This is a genomic window from Microbacterium sp. bgisy203 (assembly GCF_057706945.1).
Window position 1 is genome coordinate 78148 of the sequence record NZ_JBYIPF010000007.1, and the last position, 15985, is coordinate 94132.

At 71.8% G+C, this 15985-nt stretch carries 16 protein-coding genes; 8 read left to right on the forward strand and 8 right to left on the reverse strand.

Annotation, left to right across the window (positions count from 1 at the left end; genetic code table 11):
* Positions 1–46: 46 nt before the first annotated feature.
* Positions 47–1366: an MATE family efflux transporter gene (locus AC3ENQ_RS11300; RefSeq protein ID WP_431804647.1), complete on the forward strand. Its 1320-nt coding sequence runs from the start codon at positions 47–49 to the stop codon at positions 1364–1366.
* Here AC3ENQ_RS11300 and AC3ENQ_RS11305 read toward each other — a convergent pair.
* From AC3ENQ_RS11305 to AC3ENQ_RS11325, 5 genes are all read right to left on the reverse strand, one after another.
* Positions 1350–2087, reverse strand: a complete 738-nt coding sequence (locus AC3ENQ_RS11305) for a response regulator (RefSeq protein WP_431804648.1) — start codon at positions 2085–2087, stop codon at positions 1350–1352. The two genes, AC3ENQ_RS11300 and AC3ENQ_RS11305, sit on opposite strands and share 17 nt — an antisense overlap.
* The gene (locus tag AC3ENQ_RS11310) at positions 2071–3429 is read right to left on the reverse strand and encodes a sensor histidine kinase (RefSeq protein WP_431804650.1); all 1359 of its coding nucleotides are present in this window, start codon (positions 3427–3429) and stop codon (positions 2071–2073) included. The genes AC3ENQ_RS11305 and AC3ENQ_RS11310 overlap by 17 nt, the downstream gene beginning before the upstream one ends.
* 27 nt (positions 3430–3456) lie before the next feature.
* On the reverse strand, positions 3457–4278 hold the full coding sequence (locus AC3ENQ_RS11315; RefSeq protein WP_431804652.1) for an ABC transporter permease: 822 nt from the start codon (positions 4276–4278) through the stop codon (positions 3457–3459).
* Positions 4275–5231 carry an ABC transporter ATP-binding protein gene (locus tag AC3ENQ_RS11320; protein WP_431804653.1) on the reverse strand — a complete coding sequence of 319 codons (957 nt, stop codon included), beginning with the start codon at positions 5229–5231 and terminating at the stop codon, positions 4275–4277. Before AC3ENQ_RS11320 ends, AC3ENQ_RS11315 begins: the two co-directional genes overlap by 4 nt.
* 119 nt (positions 5232–5350) lie before the next feature.
* On the reverse strand, positions 5351–6025 hold the full coding sequence (locus AC3ENQ_RS11325) for a TrmH family RNA methyltransferase (RefSeq protein ID WP_431804655.1): 675 nt from the start codon (positions 6023–6025) through the stop codon (positions 5351–5353).
* 260 nt (positions 6026–6285) lie between these two features.
* On the opposite strand from AC3ENQ_RS11325, the gene AC3ENQ_RS11330 reads away from it, so the two are divergent.
* Together AC3ENQ_RS11330 and AC3ENQ_RS11335 are read left to right on the forward strand one after the other, a co-directional pair.
* Positions 6286–7566 (forward strand): Nramp family divalent metal transporter, encoded by a 1281-nt coding sequence (locus tag AC3ENQ_RS11330; protein WP_431804657.1) that lies wholly within the window; start codon positions 6286–6288, stop codon positions 7564–7566.
* Between the two features lie 44 nt (positions 7567–7610).
* Complete coding sequence (locus AC3ENQ_RS11335; protein ID WP_431804659.1) at positions 7611–8252, forward strand: metal-dependent transcriptional regulator; 642 nt, start codon at positions 7611–7613, stop codon at positions 8250–8252.
* Between the two features lie 112 nt (positions 8253–8364).
* On the opposite strand, the gene AC3ENQ_RS11340 is transcribed toward AC3ENQ_RS11335, so the two are convergent.
* Complete coding sequence (locus AC3ENQ_RS11340) at positions 8365–9105, reverse strand: VIT1/CCC1 transporter family protein (protein ID WP_431804661.1); 741 nt, start codon at positions 9103–9105, stop codon at positions 8365–8367.
* Positions 9102–10067, reverse strand: coding sequence for an SDR family NAD(P)-dependent oxidoreductase (locus tag AC3ENQ_RS11345; RefSeq protein ID WP_431804662.1), 966 nt, complete (start codon positions 10065–10067; stop codon positions 9102–9104). The genes AC3ENQ_RS11340 and AC3ENQ_RS11345 overlap by 4 nt, the downstream gene beginning before the upstream one ends.
* Positions 10068–10107: 40 nt before the next feature.
* On the opposite strand from AC3ENQ_RS11345, the gene AC3ENQ_RS11350 reads away from it, so the two are divergent.
* The 3 genes from AC3ENQ_RS11350 to AC3ENQ_RS11360 all read left to right on the forward strand — a co-directional run bounded on the left by AC3ENQ_RS11350 (position 10108) and on the right by AC3ENQ_RS11360 (position 12216).
* Complete coding sequence (locus AC3ENQ_RS11350; RefSeq protein ID WP_431804664.1) at positions 10108–10929, forward strand: HAD-IIA family hydrolase; 822 nt, start codon at positions 10108–10110, stop codon at positions 10927–10929.
* A 106-nt stretch (positions 10930–11035) separates the two neighbouring features.
* Positions 11036–11218 (forward strand): hypothetical protein, encoded by a 183-nt coding sequence (locus AC3ENQ_RS11355; RefSeq protein WP_431804666.1) that lies wholly within the window; start codon positions 11036–11038, stop codon positions 11216–11218.
* A 140-nt stretch (positions 11219–11358) separates the two neighbouring features.
* Positions 11359–12216 carry a universal stress protein gene (locus AC3ENQ_RS11360; protein ID WP_431804667.1) on the forward strand — a complete coding sequence of 286 codons (858 nt, stop codon included), beginning with the start codon at positions 11359–11361 and terminating at the stop codon, positions 12214–12216.
* 74 nt (positions 12217–12290) lie between these two features.
* Here the strand turns inward: AC3ENQ_RS11360 and pyrE are convergent, their stop codons facing one another.
* Entirely contained in the window at positions 12291–12866 is a 576-nt protein-coding gene (gene pyrE / locus AC3ENQ_RS11365; protein WP_431804669.1) for an orotate phosphoribosyltransferase, read from the reverse strand.
* A gap of 128 nt (positions 12867–12994) precedes the next feature.
* Between pyrE and AC3ENQ_RS11370 the strand changes: the two genes are divergently transcribed.
* Both AC3ENQ_RS11370 and pntB read left to right on the forward strand, forming a co-directional pair.
* Positions 12995–14542: a Re/Si-specific NAD(P)(+) transhydrogenase subunit alpha gene (locus AC3ENQ_RS11370; RefSeq protein ID WP_431804671.1), complete on the forward strand. Its 1548-nt coding sequence runs from the start codon at positions 12995–12997 to the stop codon at positions 14540–14542.
* Complete coding sequence (pntB, locus tag AC3ENQ_RS11375) at positions 14539–15984, forward strand: Re/Si-specific NAD(P)(+) transhydrogenase subunit beta (protein ID WP_431804673.1); 1446 nt, start codon at positions 14539–14541, stop codon at positions 15982–15984. The genes AC3ENQ_RS11370 and pntB overlap by 4 nt, the downstream gene beginning before the upstream one ends.
* Position 15985 lies beyond the last annotated feature (1 nt).

Here is a 15985-nt window from a genome sequence, read left to right on the forward strand (position 1 = left end):
GATCATGTTCCCAGTCGTGTCTGCGGGAGGTCGTAGGCTCGAGGGCGTGCCCGCCCCGACCCTCAACCGCGAGATCCTGCGGCTGGCGGTCCCCGCGCTCGGGGCGCTCATCGCCGAGCCGATGTTCCTCATCGTCGACGCGGCCCTCGTCGGGCACCTCGGGGTCGTCCCGCTCGCGGGCCTCGGCATCGCGTCGGCGATCCTGCAGACGATCGTCGGCCTCATGGTCTTCCTCGCCTACTCGACGACCCCCGCCGTCGCACGGCGGTTCGGTGCGGGGCAGCACTCCGACGCCGTCCGCGCCGGGATCGACGGCCTCTGGCTCGCGCTCGGCCTCGGGGTGGTCCTCGCCGTCCTCGGATCGGCGCTCACGCCCGCGCTCGTGGGGGCGTTCGGCGCGACCGAGGCCGTCTCGGAGCAGGCGGTCATCTACCTGCAGCTGTCGATGTGGGGCCTGCCCGCGATGCTCATCGTCTTCGCGGCGACGGGCCTTCTCCGCGGCATGCAGAACACCGTCACGCCGCTGTGGATCGCGGGGCTCGGCTTCACCCTCAACGCGCTCCTCAACGCCCTGTTCATCTACGGGTTCGGCTGGGGCATCGCCGGGTCGGCCGCGGGGACCGTCGTCGCGCAGTGGGCGATGGTGGGCGCCTACGCGGTCGTGGTGGGGCGCCTGGCGCAGCGGCATGCGGCATCCCTGCGCCCGCAGCGCGAGGGACTGCGCGGCTCGGCCCGTTCGGGGGGCTGGCTGTTCCTGCGCACGCTGTCGCTGCGCATCGCGTTCCTCGCGACCGTCTTCGTCGCGACCGGTCTCGGCACCGACGAGCTGGCCGGCTGGCAGGTCGCGTTCACGATCTTCTCCACCGCCGCCTTCGCGCTGGATGCCTTGGCCATCGCCGCCCAGGCGCTCATCGGCCGAGGGCTCGGCGCCGACGACGAGCCGTTCGTGCGGCGCGTGCTCGGACGCACCATCGCGTGGGGCCTGTGGTTCGGCGTCGTCGTCGGCGCGGTGATCGCCGCACTGTCGGGGGTGATCGGGCTCCTCTTCACGGGCTCGGCGGACCTCGCGGCGCTCATCCAGCCCGCTCTCCTCGTGCTCGCCGTCGCGCAGCCGGTGTGCGGCGTCGTGTTCGTTCTCGACGGGGTGCTCATGGGCGCGGGCGACGTCCGCTACCTCGCGCTCGCGGGCGCGCTGAACCTCGTGCCGTACTTCCCGGCGCTCGTCCTCGTGGCGGTGCTCCACCCGACGGGAGCCGCGGGCCTCGCGTGGCTGTCGGTCTGCTTCTTCGGCGTCTACATGCTCGCCCGGCTCGCGACGCTCGGCTGGCGCGTCCGGCGGCCGGAGTGGGTCACGGCGGGGGCGTAGGGTCGTCGCCCGGAGCCACGTGCCCGAGGCGGTGCGCGAGGATGACGGCGTGGACGCGATCGCGCGCTCCCAGCTTCGCGAGCACTCGCCCGACGTGGGTTTTCACCGTCGATTCGGCGAGGAAGAGCTCCGCCGCGATCTCGGCGTTGCTGAGCCCGCGGGCGACGGCGAGGTAGACGTCGCGTTCCCGCTCGGTCAGCCCCGAGGCGGGGTCGGTCCGAGGCGCGACCGGGCTCGCTGCCCCCGGGGCGGGGACTTCCGGGGCGGGTAGCGCGACGTGCTCGAGCAGGCGCCGGGTGACCCGGGGCGAGAGCACCGCATCGCCCCGGCGGACGGCGCGGATCGCGGCCGTCAGCTCGGCGCGCTGCGCGTCCTTCAGCAGGAACCCGCTGGCGCCCGCCTGGATCGCGCCGAACGCGTACTCGTCGAGATCGAACGTCGTGAGGACGAGCACCCTCGTCTCCGGCGCCGTGCGCACGATCTCCGCGGTCGCCCCGATGCCGTCGAGGCGCGGCATCCGCACGTCCATCACGACGACATCGGGGGCGGTGCGCCGCACCTCGTCGACCGCTTCGAGGCCGTCGGATGCCTCGCCCACCAAGATCATGTCGGGCTCGGCCTCGATGACGAGACGGAAGCCGACGCGGATGAGCGCCTGGTCGTCGGCGAGCAGCACCCGAATGGGCGCCGGTCCGGCAATCGGCTCAGCGGCCTCCGGCATCCGCCGCCTCCTCCCGCACGCCGGCGACCCGCCGTCCGGGTGCCGCATCCCGCCTGCCCGGATCCGCCGCCGGCAGCGCGCCGTCGGTGCGCGGAATCGGCAGTCGCGCGCGCAGCACCCACCTCCCGGCTCCGTCGGGCGCCGAGACCACGGTGCCGCCCACGTGCGCGGCGCGCTCCGCGATCCCGCGCAACCCGAATCCGCCGCCGTGTGCCGGCGACGCGGGCGAGGCGTCGTTGACGATCTCGACGGCGACCGCGTCGTCGTCCGTGCCGATCCGGACCGTCGCAGCGATCGCGTGAGGCGCGTGCCGCATCGCGTTCGTCAGTCCCTCCTGCACGATGCGGCCCACGGCGAAGGCGACCGGTCCGGGCGGGACCGGCGGCCCCGTCGTCGCGAGGGTCACCGGGTAGCCTGCCCGCTGCGCCGAGGCGACCGTCTCCACCGGGTCGGCGGGCGTCGTCGGTGCCAGCGGCGCGTCCGGATCGTCGCCGCGCAGCACGCCGAGCATCCCGCGCATCTCGGTCAGCGCGCCCCGGGCGACCTCGGCGGCCGCCGACGACGCCTCACGCGCCCGGTCGCCGTCGCCGGTCGCCGCCGCTCCTTCAGTGAGCGCGACGACGACGGTCAGAGAGTGCGCGACGACGTCGTGCATCTCTCGCGCAATGCGCTCGCGTTCGGACGCCGCAGCGAGCTGCGCCTGCTGGTCGCGTTCGAGCAGCAGCTGACGCGATCGCGCGATGATGGCCTCGACGTAGCGTTTGCGGTTGCCGACGTTGACGCCGACGAGTGCGCCGATGAGTCCCATCACGGCGTCGGCGAACAGCACGTTGAGGGCGATGCGGAGGTCGGTGGGGCCGAGCGCCGCCAGCGTCGTCCCGAAGACGGCGAGCGCGCCGATCCCGCTGGCGAGCGCGATCGTGCAGGCGCGCGCCGAGCGGTACACCGCCACCGTGTAGGCGGCGACCATGACGAGCACGCCGGTGACCGGACTCTGTGCCACCATCGCCGCGGCGGAGGCGACGATGGTCGCCGCGAAGACGGCGAGCGGCCACCGACGCCGCCACACGAACAGCACGCAGGTCGCGACCACGAGCCACGGCCACGCGACCCACGGCGCACCCGACACGGACGAGCCGCCGCCGTTCACCCCGGAGCCGCCGGATCCTCCCGTGGAGGCGACCGGAACAGTCGACAGAAGAAGGCACACGATCGCGATGAGGATGTCGCTCAGCAGCGGATGCCGCGCCCAGAAGCGGCGGAAGACCCCCGGCGCGCGCGGCAGCAGCAGGTCGTCCTCGGCCGGGGCCGGGACGGGCCTGCTGCTGCGGCGGGACGACATGAAAGGGACTCTATGCCGAGACGCCGCTCAGGCGTCACGGCTTCGGAACACGCCCCAGGCGAGCAGGAGGCCGCCGGCGGCCCAGGCGGCGAGCGCGGCCGCCGCCGGAGCTGCAGGGGCGGGGTCGGAAGACACCGTGATCGTCGCGAAGATCACCGTGCTCGAGGCGTACATCGGGAGGTAGTGTGCGACTTCCGCGACCCACGCCCAGTCGGGATCCGGCGTTGCGAAGAGGCTCACGACGATCGGGAGGACGAACAGCACACCGACGGTCGCCGCGATCGCCCCGGCGCCGCTGCGGAGCAGGAAGCCGAACGACAGCCCGATCAGCGCGAAGACCGACATCGACAGCGACGCGGCGATCAGCGGCATCCACGTGTCTCCGAAGGACGCCCAGTCGATCGCGGTGTCGTCGCTGAGCAGCGGGGTCACCGCGACGGCCGCGGCTACGAAGATCGCGAGCGAGGCGAGGAACATCGCCGACGCGACCACGATCGCCTTCGCGAGCAGCACGGCACCGCGCACCGGCACCGCGGTCAGGGTCGAGCGGATCATCCCCGTGCCGTACTCGCCGGTCACGGTGATCGCGCCGAGAATGCCGGCCAGGAGCATCGTGAACTGCACAGGCGAGACGACCGTGTGGATGCCGGTGAACCCCGGCACGTTCATCGAGCCGGCGATCAGTGCCCCCACCCCGATCGTCACGAGCGCGGTGAGTCCGATCGACCACCACGTCGAGCGCAGCGTCGAGAACTTGATCGCCTCGCTGCGGACGGCCCGCCCGAAAGTGAGGCGCTCGTCGTCGGCGGGGGTTGCGAGCGAGGGGCGGGTGAGGGCGGCGGTGGTCATGAGAGCTTCTCGATTCGTGTGTCGTCGTGGTGTGCGCCGGTCGCGGGCAGCGCCGGGGAGCGGTACTCGACTGCCTCGCCGGTGAGCGCGAGGTAGGCGTCTTCCAGCGACCCGGCGGTCGGAGTCAGTTCGTGAAGCGGGATGCCGGCCGCGGCCGCGGCATCGCCGATGCGCTGGGGCGTCGCGCCCGACACCTCGACGAGGCCCGGGCCCGAGGAGGCGATGGAGACCTCAGGACCGGCGATCAGCGAGACGAGCTCGGACAGACGCGGGCTCCGCACGGTCACGCGTGTCGAGGTCCACGCCTGAACGAGCTCGCTCAGCGCGGCATCCGCCAAGACCTTCCCGCGGCCGAGCACGATGACGTGATCGGCGGTCTGCGCCATCTCGCTCATGAGGTGGCTCGACAGCAGCACGGTGCGCCCTTCGGCGGCGAGGTGCCGCACGAAGCCGCGCACCCAGCGCACGCCCTCGGGATCGAGCCCGTTCACCGGCTCGTCGAGGATGAGCGTCTGCGGGTCGCCGAGCAGCGCCGAGGCGATGCCGAGACGCTGGCCCATGCCGAGCGAGAAAGAGCCGGCGCGCTTGTTCGCGACGGTCGTGAGCCCGGTGAGCTCGATCACCTCGTCGACGCGGGACGAGGGGATGCCGTGGGTCGCGGCCATCGCCCGAAGGTGATTGCGCGCGGTCCGGCCGGAGTGGACGGCCTTCGCGTCGAGGAGGACGCCGACCGACCGCAGCGGCGCCGGGAGGCGACGGTACTCGGCGCCGTCGACCTGCGCGCGTCCCGCCGAGGGGCGGTCGAGGCCGACGATCATCCGCATCGTCGTCGACTTGCCGGCGCCGTTGGGTCCAAGAAACCCCGTGACGATGCCGGGGCGCACGGTGAAAGAGACGTCGTCGACGGCCGTGTGGGCGCCGTATCGCTTGGTGAGGTGCTCCGCAGTGATCATGCCCTCGACGCTACGGACGGCCTCGCGCGCGCACATCCGCCGCGGGTGCCGTTCTGGGCGACGAAGATGGCACCTTCGGAGGATTCAGGTGCCCAGCCGTCGCCGCCGGTGCGCGGGGCTCACGCCCAGCGGCGGCACCACTCATACATGACGACCGCGGCGGCGGCGCTCGCGTTGATCGAGCGGGTCGAGCCGTACTGGGTGATCTCGACCGCGCTGTCCGCAGCGGCGAGCGCCTCCGGCGAGAGTCCCGGCCCTTCCTGACCGAACAGCAGCGCGCACCGCTCGGGGAGCTCGGCTCGGTCGACCGGCACCGACCCGGCGACGTTGTCGACCGCGACGATCGGGATGCCGGCATCCTGCGCCCACGCGGCGAACGACGCGACGTCGGGGTGATGGCGCACGTGCTGGTAGCGGTCGGTGACCATCGCGCCGCGCCGGTTCCAGCGACGCCGGCCGATGATGTGGACCTCGGCGGCGGCGAACGCGTTGGCGCTACGCACGATCGAGCCGATGTTCATGTCGTGCTGCCAGTTCTCGATCGCGACGTGGAAGGCGTGCCGGCGGGCGTCGAGATCGGCGACGATCGCGTCCATGGTCCAGTACCGGTAGCGGTCGATGACGTTCCGGCGGTCGCCGTCGGCGAGGAGGGCCCGGTCGTAGCGCGGGTCGTCGGGCCACGCCTCGGGGCCGCCGGGCCACGGGCCGACGCCGACGGGGAGCTGCGGCTCGACCGCGGGTTCGGCCCCCGCTGCGGCGTCGGCTTCGGCCTCGGCGGGCCCCGTCTCATCCACCCGACCAGGCTAGCCCGGCCCGCGTGCGGTGATCTCGGTACTCCCGCGCTCCGCGCGGACACTCGATCAGCGAGGTGCAGGGCCCGGCCCACGCGGACACTCGATCAGCGGGGTGTGCGCCGGCGCGACACAACTCAGGCAAAACCGCCCTTTCACGCCCCGGCACGCGCCCGGCGCGGCGTTCTGCCTGAGTTATGTGATCACACGACTCGAGACCATCAATTTTTCGGCGTCCCGAAATCTCCTGCTATCTTTTCGGCATGTCGAAAACTGCGCGCGATCCGGAGGCCACACAGGTCCCCGCCCGCCCGGCACGCCCGGGCCGGGCGGCGTGGCTCCTCGGCCCCGCGCTCGTCGCGGGCGTCGCGTACCTCGACCCCGGCAACGTCGCGAGCAACATGACCGCGGGCGCGCGGTTCGGCTACCTGCTCGTCTGGGTCGTGGTGCTCGGCAACGCGATGGCCTGGCTCATCCAGTACCTCTCCGCGAAGCTCGGGATCGTGACGGGCCGGAGCCTCGCCGAGACCCTCGGCGACCGCATCCGCAACCCGTGGGCACGACGCCTGTACTGGCTGCAGGCCGAGCTCGTCGCGATGGCGACCGACATCGCCGAGGTGATCGGCGGCGCCGTCGCCCTCTGGCTCCTGTTCGGCGTGCCGCTGCCGATCGGCGGTCTCGCGACCGGAGCGGTCTCGATCGGGCTCCTCTTCGTCCAGCAGCGCCGCGGCGCGCGGAGCTTCGAGTTCGTCATCATCGGCCTGCTCGCCCTCATCGCGCTCGGCTTCACGTACGGCGTGTTCGCCGCCCCACCGGATGCCGGGGGCGTCGTGTCGGGGCTCGTCCCGCGCTTCGAGGGCACAGAGTCGGTGCTCCTGGCCGCCTCGATCCTCGGGGCCACGATCATGCCGCACGCGATCTACGCGCACTCCGCCCTCGCGCGCGACCGCTTCACGGCGCCGGGCGCACGCCCCGAGGACCGCGCCGCGGGGGTCACCCGCGTCCTCCGCGCGACGCGCTGGGATGTGACGATCGCCCTCGTCATCGCCGGGACGGTCAACCTCTGCATCCTGCTGCTCGCCGCCGCGAACCTCGCGGGCGTCCCGGGCACCGACAGCCTCGAAGGCGCATACGCGGCCCTGAAGACCGGGCTCGGCGTCGGCGTCGCGACGCTCTTCGCGGTCGGCCTCCTCGCCAGCGGACTCGCGAGCACCGCGGTCGGCGCGTACGCGGGCGCCGAGATCATGCAGGGCCTCCTCCGGGTTCGGGTGCCGCTCCTCGTCCGCCGCCTCGTGACGCTCGTGCCCGCGATCGTGATCCTCGCCGCCGGCGTCGACCCCACGTGGGCCCTCGTCCTCAGCCAGGTCGTCCTGAGCTTCGGCATCCCGTTCGCGCTCATCCCCCTCGTGCGGCTCACCGCGCGCCGCGACGTGCTGGGCGCGCACCGCAATCGCTGGTGGACGACCGTCGCCGGAGCGATCGCCGCCGTCCTGCTCGTCGCGCTGAACGCGCTCCTGCTCTGGCTCGTGCTGACCGGCGTCTGACCCGGCGCCGGACCGTGCAGGGATCCGGCCGGATACCCTGGAGCGTGCCCACCTCCGCCGCGATCGACGACTACCTGAAGACGATCTACCACCACACCGAGTGGCAGAGCGCTCCGGTCACCCCGTCGCAGCTGGCGGGCGAGCTCGGACTCGCGCCGTCGACGGTGACCGAGATGGTGCAGAAGCTCGCCGCGCAGGGACTCGTGTCGCATCGGCCCTACGGGCCGGTGTCGCTGACGGATGCCGGAGAGCTCCGCGCCGCCGCGATCATCCGCCGCCACCGCCTCATCGAGACCTGGCTCGTGCGCGAGTTCGGCTACGCGTGGGACGAGGTGCACGACGAGGCCGAGGTCCTCGAGCACGCGATCAGCGACCGGCTTCTCGAGGGGATCTCGGCGCGGCTCGGGCATCCGACGCGCGACCCGCACGGCGACGCGATCCCCGATGCGGACGGCCGCGTCGACCGGGAGCCGTTCGTCCTCCTCGCCGAGGCGCACCTCGGCCACACCGGCCGCGTGCTGCGGGTGAGCGACCGCGATCCGGCGCTGCTGCGCGCGCTCGAGAGCGCCGGTGTCGACGTCGGCCATACCGTGACGGTCACCGGGCGCGGCGCGGTACAGGTCGACGCGGGAGAGACGATCGAGCTGCCGGATGCCGCGGCATCCGCCGTCTGGCTCACCGCCTGAGCCCCCGAAGCGCGCCGCGGTTCTTCGGAGATCCGCTGTTCTTCGGTCGTTTCGGCGAGTTCCCTCCGAAGAAGCCGCGATCTCCGAAGAACGCGCGACCCGAAGAGCGACCTCAGAACAGCGCGAGGCCCGCGACGTAGCTGACGGCCATCGTCCCGACGCCGACGAAGAGGCTTCGCGCGAGCACCTTGACGACGCTCAGGTGCCCTGCCTGCGCCGCAACGACCGAGGTCACCGTGAGTGAGACGACGACCGCGATCACGATGACCGTGTCTTCGATCTGCCCGGGCACGAGCCACGTGACCAGCAGCGGAATCGCCGCACCGACGACGAACGCGAGCGCGGCGGCGATCCCCGACCAGATCGGCGCCGCAGCGGCCATGAGCTCGTCAATGCCGTACTCCGCATCGAGCTGCGCGCCGAGCGCGTCGTGCGCCGTGAGCTCTTCGGCGACCTTCCGCGCCGTCTCGGGGGTGAGTCCGCGTTCCTCCCAGAGCGCCGCAAGCTCGTCGATCTCCCCGACCGGGTCGAGGGCGAGCTCGCGCGACTCCTCGTCGACGATCCGTTGCTCGGCCTCGCGCTCCGCGGCCTCCTCCGCCCATTTGGCGCCGCCCGTCGACAGCGCTCCCGCGATCGTCGCGGCCGTCGCGGCGAACAGCAGCAGCCGGTCGCCGGCGCCGGCGCCCGCGAAGCCCTGGAGCACACTCGCGGTCGCGACGATCCCGTCATTGGCATCGATGAGCCAGCCGCGGAAGCTCCCGGCATCCGTCAGCGCCGTGCGCAGCCGGTGCCAGCGCGAGGGAAGGGCGACGGCACCGGCGGCCGCATCGGCGGGGTGCGCGGGTTCGGTCATCGCGCGCGCCTCCGCGCGGAGAGGTACTTCCACTGCACCCCGGTCGCGTGCTCGGCGTAGTTCCACAAGCGGGCGCCGACCGTCTCGTCGCGGGCGATCGCCGCGGGAGTCGCGAGCCGCGGCGCCCCGCTCACGACGCGCGACGGACCCCAGAACTGGCCACCCTCGACCTCGGGATCGACGAGCGCGCGCACGAGCGGGCGCGCGCCGTGCTCCTTCGACTGGGTGATCGGCGCCTGCAGGTTGTCGAAGAAGCGTTTCGTGCGCGAGGGCTCGTTGACGCCCAGGATGCCCCGGGTCCGCCCGCTGATCGCATATCCCGGGTGCGCCACGACGCTCGCGACGGGGACGTTCGCCGCCCGGAGGCGCCGGTCGGCCTCGAGGCCGAGCGCCGTCGTCGCGACCTTCGACTGCACGTATGCGCGCCACGGCGTATAGCCGTTCTCGAGCTCGGGGTCGATCGGGTCGTAGCGCCAGAGCGACGTCGACATCGATCCCACCCACACCATGCGTCCGCGCCCCGCGGCGAGCGGCAGCAGCAGCTCGCCGGCGAGCGCGTAGTGCCCGAGGGCGTTCGTCGCGAAGACGATCTCGTGCCCGTCGGGTGTCGTGTCGCGCCGGGGCGGTGGGTGCACGATACCGGCGTTCAGCAGCAGCCCGTGCAGCCCCGCGCGACCCCGGACGGTGGCGGCGGCGGCCCGCACCGAACCCAGGTTGCTCGTGTCGAGCAGGAGGGTGGAGATGTCGGCATCCGGTACCTGGCGGGTCACCGCGGAGCGCGCCGCCCGGAGCCGGTTCGGGTTCCGCCCCGTCATGATGACGTGCGCTCCCGCCTCGGCGAGCTGCATCGACGAAAAGAAGCCGAGCCCGGCGGTCGAACCGGTCACCAGGTAACGCCGCCCCGCGAGGTCGGGAAGGCGCTCAGGATCCCAGTCGTCTCGTCCCCGCGGATCCTTGGCCACGGGATGAGACTACGACGATCGCCGCCACTAGGCTGGCCGCATGCGGACACGGGCCGATATCGAATGCTGGCTGACCGACATGGACGGGGTCCTCGTCCACGAGAACGTGCCGATCCCGGGGGCCGCAGAACTGCTCACGCAGTGGCGCGACACCGGCACTCCGTTCCTGGTCCTCACGAACAATCCCTTCTACACGCCGCGCGATCTGAGCGCACGGTTGAAGATCTCGGGTCTCGACGTGCCCGAGGACCGCATCTGGACCTCCGCCCTGGCGACCGCCGAGTTCCTGCGCTCGCAGCACCCCGGGGGCACGGCGTTCGTCATCGGCGAGGCGGGGCTCACGACCGCCCTCCACGAGGCCGGCTACATCATGACCGAGAGCAGGCCCGACTACGTCGTCGTCGGCGAGACCCGCAACTACTCGTTCGGCCGCATCACGCAGGCGATCCGCTTCATCAACGCGGGCGCCCGGTTCATCATCACGAATCCGGATGCCACGGGCCCGACCGCCGACGGCGTCGTGCCGGCGACCGGGTCTTTCGCGGCGCTCATCACCCACGCGACGGGCAAGGACCCGTACGTCGTCGGCAAACCGAACCCGATGATGTTCCGCTCCGCGATGAACCGCATCGGCGCGCACTCCGAGAACACGGGGATGATCGGCGACCGGATGGACACCGACGTCGTCGCGGGAATCGAGGCGGGCCTGCACACGGTGCTCGTCCGGACGGGCATCTCCGACGACGCCGAGATCGAGCGCTACCCCTTCCGGCCCGATGAGGTCCTCGACTCGGTTGCCGACCTGGTCTCGACGACCCCGATCGAGTCGGAGAACCCCGAAGGGCTGGACACACCGCTGTGAACGAGTTCGAGCAGAACCTGCTGTTCGCGACGACGACCGTCATCCTGCTGGGGACATTGGTCGTGTTCGTCGTGCAGTTCCTGCGGAACCGCGGAAAGGACGACTGATGGCGATCGTCCTCATCGTCACGGCGTTCGCCCTGCTGATCATGGCGCTCGTCCTGTTCCTCCGCGGGCGGAAGGATGCCCCGCAGGGCACGCCCCTGCCGAACGGTCGCGGCATCATGCTCCTCACCTTCGCGGGACTCATCTTCGCGCTCGCCTCGCAGCTGCCGTTCTTCCAGAGCTGACGGGCCGCTCGTCCCGCTCGCACTGACGGGCCGCTCGTCCCGCTCGCGGTGGGCGGGATTCTCACGGCGCTGCCCTCGCCCGGCCGCCGCCGCGCGTCCTACGCTGGAGGCACATGCTGTTCCCGACGAAGGGATGGACCATGAACGACACGATCGTCGTCGGCGTGACCGGCGCACCCGTGACCCGCAGAGTCGTCGCCTGGGCTTCCGCCCGCGCGGCCGCCCGTGACCAGAGCATCGAGCTCGTCTCGGTCGTCGGCGGAGCGATCGGCGCCGTCGGCGAGGGGGATGTCATCGACCGGGCGCTGACCGCGGCGCAGCACCTCCTCGACGACGAGGCGGCCGAGATCCGGCGCACGGCCCCCGGCGTGAAGGTGACCACCCGAGTGGATGCCGGAAACCCCGTCGCCGTGCTGATCGAGGCATCCGCGAAGGCCGCTCTGCTGGTGATCGGCAGCGACTACCGGGGTCCCGGCTCGGGCCCCGCGCGCGGGGCGCACGGGGTCCGCATCGCGGCCGGCGCGCACTGCCCCGTCGTCGTCGTGCCCGACATCGACGACCTCGACGCGCCGGAGCGGTCGGGCGTCGTCGTCGGTATCGACGGCTCGGAGGTCAGCGAGGACGCACTGCGGTTCGCGGCGGCAGAGGCCGACCGACTCGGCGAGAAGCTCGTCGCGGTGAGCGTCTGGACGCCCCTGGAGGCGCCGCGGAACGGCCTCGCCGTGTACCCCGACCTGTACCTGACGAACATGCAGGCCTCGACCGAAGAGGTGCTCGCCCTCGCGCTCGCCGGCCTCGCGTCGGACTACCCCGACCTCGTCGTCGAGCGGGTCGTCGCACGCGGGTTCCCGTCGCAGGTGATCACCGAGTACGCGCGGACGGCGCGTCTCGCCGTCGTCGGCACCCACGGGCGCGGCGCGATCGCGCGCTTCCTGCTCGGCTCGATCAGCCAGGAGGTCCTCTCGCGCCTCGTGACCGTCACCGCCGTCGTCCGCTGACGCCTCGTCGGTGAGCGGCGCGTTTCGACTCGTCGCTGCGCTCCTCGCGCAGCGCGTCGAAACGGCGCGACCCCCTACTGGGGCGCGAGGCCCAGGTCGTCGAGGTCGATGATCGAGCGCCATTCGTAGCCGGCATCCTCGATCACGGCCTGCGCGCCCGTCTTGCGGTCGACGACCGTGACGACGGCGACGACCTCGGCGCCCGCCGCCGCGGCGACCTCGGCGGCCTTCAGCGGGGAGCCGCCCGTCGTCGAGGTGTCCTCCACGATCACGACCCGCTTGCCTGCGACCTCTGCGCCCTCGATCTGGCGTCCGCGGCCGTGGTCCTTCGGCTCCTTGCGGACGACGAAGGCATCCACCGGGGAACCCGCCGCGACCGACGCGTGCAGCACCGCGTTCGCGATCGGGTCGGCGCCGAGGGTCAGCCCGCCGACGGCGTCGACGTCGAGGTCGCGCACCGCGTCGAGCACGAGCCGCCCGATCGCGGGGGCGGCGCGGTGGTCGAGCGTGAGCTTGCGCATGTCGACGTAGTAGGTGGCCTTCTTGCCGCTCGACAGGGTGAAATCACCGTGGAAGACGGCCTCGTCGCCGATCAGGGCGATGAGCGCCTGACGGTCGGATTCGAGCGCGGGAGTGGAGGCAGCGGTCATGGGGATGAGTCTACGGAAACGATAAGAACGCCGACTTTTCACCGGCGTAGCGGCGAGGGAGCCCGAAACCCCGCCCCTATAGTCGGGGACGGAACACACGGGAGCAGGACCTACACGGGAGCACCACCATGTCGCGGATCGGTATCGTCGCCGAACAACCCGGGGAGAACCGCGTCGCGGCATCCCCCATGACCCTCACGAAGCTGCGCGGCCTCGGCTACGACGTCGTCGTCGAGCGCGGCGCGGGCATCCGCTCGTCGTTCCCCGACGACGCCTACGTCGACGCGGGCGCCGCCATCGTCACGCGCGAGGATGCCTGGGCCGCCGACATCGTCCTGAAGGTGAACGCGCCCACGGATGCCGAGATCGCCCTCCTCCACGAGGGTTCGGTGCTCATCGGCATCCTGAGCCCCGCGCTCCGGCCCGAGCTGCTCGAGCGCCTCGCCTCCCGCGGGGTGACGGCGCTCGCGATGGACGCGGTGCCGCGCATCTCGCGCGCGCAGTCGATGGACGTGCTCTCCTCGATGGCGAACATCTCGGGCTACCGCGCGGTCGTCGAGGCGGCGAACGAGTTCGGTCGCTTCTTCACCGGTCAGGTCACCGCCGCCGGCAAGGTGCCCCCGGCGAAGGTCCTCGTCGCCGGCGCGGGCGTCGCGGGGCTCGCCGCGATCGGCGCCGCGTCGAGCCTCGGCGCGATCGTGCGGGCAACCGACCCTCGCCCCGAGGTCGCCGACCAGGTCGCCTCGATCGGCGGCACCTACCTCGAGGTCGTCGTGCCCGACGAGGCCAAGGAGGTCTCCTCCGACGGGTACGCGAAGGCGACCTCCGCCGCGTACGACGCGGCCGCCGCGCAGCTCTACAGCGACCAGGCGGCCGACGTCGACATCATCATCACGACGGCGCTCATCCCGGGCCGCGCGGCCCCGCGCCTCATCACGGCGGCCGACGTCGCCTCGATGCGCCCCGGCAGCGTCGTCGTCGACATGGCCGCCGGCCAGGGCGGGAATGTCGAGGGGTCGGTCGCGGGCGAGCGCGTCGTGACCGAGAACGGCGTCGTGATCCTGGGCTACACCGATCTCGCCGGACGCCTCCCCCAGCAGGCATCCCAGCTGTACGGAACCAACCTGCTGAACCTCCTCACCCTCATGACCCCCGGCAAGGACGGCGCCCTCACGATCGACGAGACCGACGTCGTGCAGCGCGCCGTGACCGTGACCGAGGCGGGGAGCGTGACGTGGCCGCCGCCGCCCGTGCAGGTATCGGCGGCGCCGGCGAAGCCCCAGGCCGCGCCCGCGCACGCTCCGGAGCCGAAGAAGGGCCTGTCGCGCTCGGCGAAGACCGGACTCACGATCGCGGGCATCGCGGCGCTCTTCCTCGTGTGCGCCGTCTCGCCCCCGCCGCTGCCGCAGCACTTCCTCGTGCTCACGTTGTCGGTCGTCATCGGGTTCTACGTCATCGGCAAGGTCGCGCACTCGCTGCACACTCCGCTCATGAGCATCACGAATGCCATCAGCGGCATCATCATCGTCGGTGCGATGACGCAGATCATCACGCCGATCCCGCTCGTACAGGTCCTCGCAGCGATCGCCGTGCTCGTGGCCTCCATCAACATCTTCGGCGGATTCGCCGTTACCCGCCGCATGCTCGCCATGTTCCAGAAGGGCGACCAGAAGTGACCGATTCACTCGTCGGCGACGCCGCCGGCCTCCTCCTCGCGCAGTCCATCGCGGTTGCGGCATATATCGTCGCCGCGCTCCTGTTCATCCTCGCGCTCGCCGGTCTCAGCAAGCAGGAGAGCGCCCGTCGCGGCGTCGTCTACGGCATCACGGGCATGGCGATCGCGCTCGTGGCGACCTTCCTCCTCGTGCTCGCGAGCGGCGTGGCGCTGGGGAACCAGGGCGCGCTGTACCTCGGCATCGGTCTGATGATCGTCGCGATCGCGATCGGCGCGGCGATCGGACTCTGGCGCGCCCGCGTCGTCGAGATGACGGGGATGCCGGAGCTCATCGCGCTCCTCCACTCCTTCGTCGGCCTGGCCGCTGTCCTCGTCGGCTGGAACGGGCACCTGTACGCCGCGGGCATCGCGCCGGAGCTCGTCGGCATACACCACGCCGAAGTGTTCATCGGGGTCTTCATCGGCGCGGTCACCTTCACCGGGTCGATCGTGGCGTTCCTGAAGCTGTCGGGGCGCATGTCGTCGAAGCCGCTCATGCTGCCGGGGAAGAACTACCTCAACGTCGGCGCACTCGTCCTCTTCGTCATCCTGACGGTGCTGTACGTCATCACCCCGTCGATCTGGCTGCTCGTCGCCGTCACCGCACTCGCGCTCGCGCTCGGCTGGCACCTCGTCGCCTCGATCGGCGGCGGTGACATGCCGGTCGTCGTGTCGATGCTCAACAGCTACTCCGGGTGGGCGGCGGCCGCGGCCGGTTTCCTGCTGAACAATGACCTCCTCATCGTCACGGGCGCCCTCGTCGGATCGTCGGGTGCGTACCTCTCGTACATCATGTGCAAAGCGATGAACCGCTCGTTCCTGTCGGTCATCGCGGGCGGCTTCGGCATCGAGGCTCCGCGCGCCGACGCCGAAGAGGAGGGAGAGGCGCACGAGACGGATCCCGGTTCGGTCGCCGATCTGCTGCGCGAGGCATCCTCGGTCATCATCACCCCGGGCTACGGCATGGCCGTCGCACAGGCCCAGTACCCCGTCGCGGAGCTCACCGAGAAGCTGCGCGCCCGGGGTGTGGACGTGCGCTTCGGCATCCATCCCGTCGCGGGGCGCCTGCCGGGCCACATGAACGTGCTGCTGGCCGAAGCGAAGGTGCCCTACGACATCGTGCTCGAGCTCGACGAGATCAACGACGACTTCGCGCAGACCGACGTCGTTCTCGTCATCGGCGCGAACGACACCGTCAACCCCGCCGCGGCCGAGGACCCGGGCTCGCCCATCGCCGGCATGCCGGTGCTGCACGTCTGGGAGGCGAAGGAGGTCGTCGTCTTCAAGCGCTCGATGGCCTCGGGCTACGCGGGCGTCCAGAACCCCCTCTTCTTCCGCGACAACACCCAGATGCTCTTCGGCGACGCGAAGGACCGCGTCGTCGACATCATCTCCGACCTCTGAC